We start from the raw sequence: 278 nt of genomic DNA on the forward strand, positions 1-278 counted from the left end.
GGCGCCGTGGCCGCAATCGGATGCCGAGAGCAACGAGCTTTGGCGCAAGCGCGTCAAAAGCGATTGGCTGCGGCTGAAGCTCGGCGGCAAAACCGATGCGGCCATTCGCGAAACACTCGACAAACGTTATGAAAACACACTCGAGCGCGCTTACAAGTTCAAAAGCGACGACGTTTTCCAATCGTTCATGGACGCCTACGCAATGTCGATCGATCCGCACACGGACTATTTCGGTACGGCCGCTTCAGCCGACTTCAATGTCTCGATGAAGCTTTCGC

The 278-nt window shown here is 56.1% G+C and carries 1 pseudogene; it reads left to right on the top strand.

The features are described 5' to 3' along the window. Positions 1-278, top strand: a pseudogene (locus EOD29_RS31510) (tail-specific protease); the annotation flags it as partial.

This window comes from Mesorhizobium sp. M1A.T.Ca.IN.004.03.1.1 (assembly GCF_003997555.1).
In the GTDB taxonomy this organism is placed as follows: Bacteria; Pseudomonadota; Alphaproteobacteria; order Rhizobiales; family Rhizobiaceae; genus Mesorhizobium.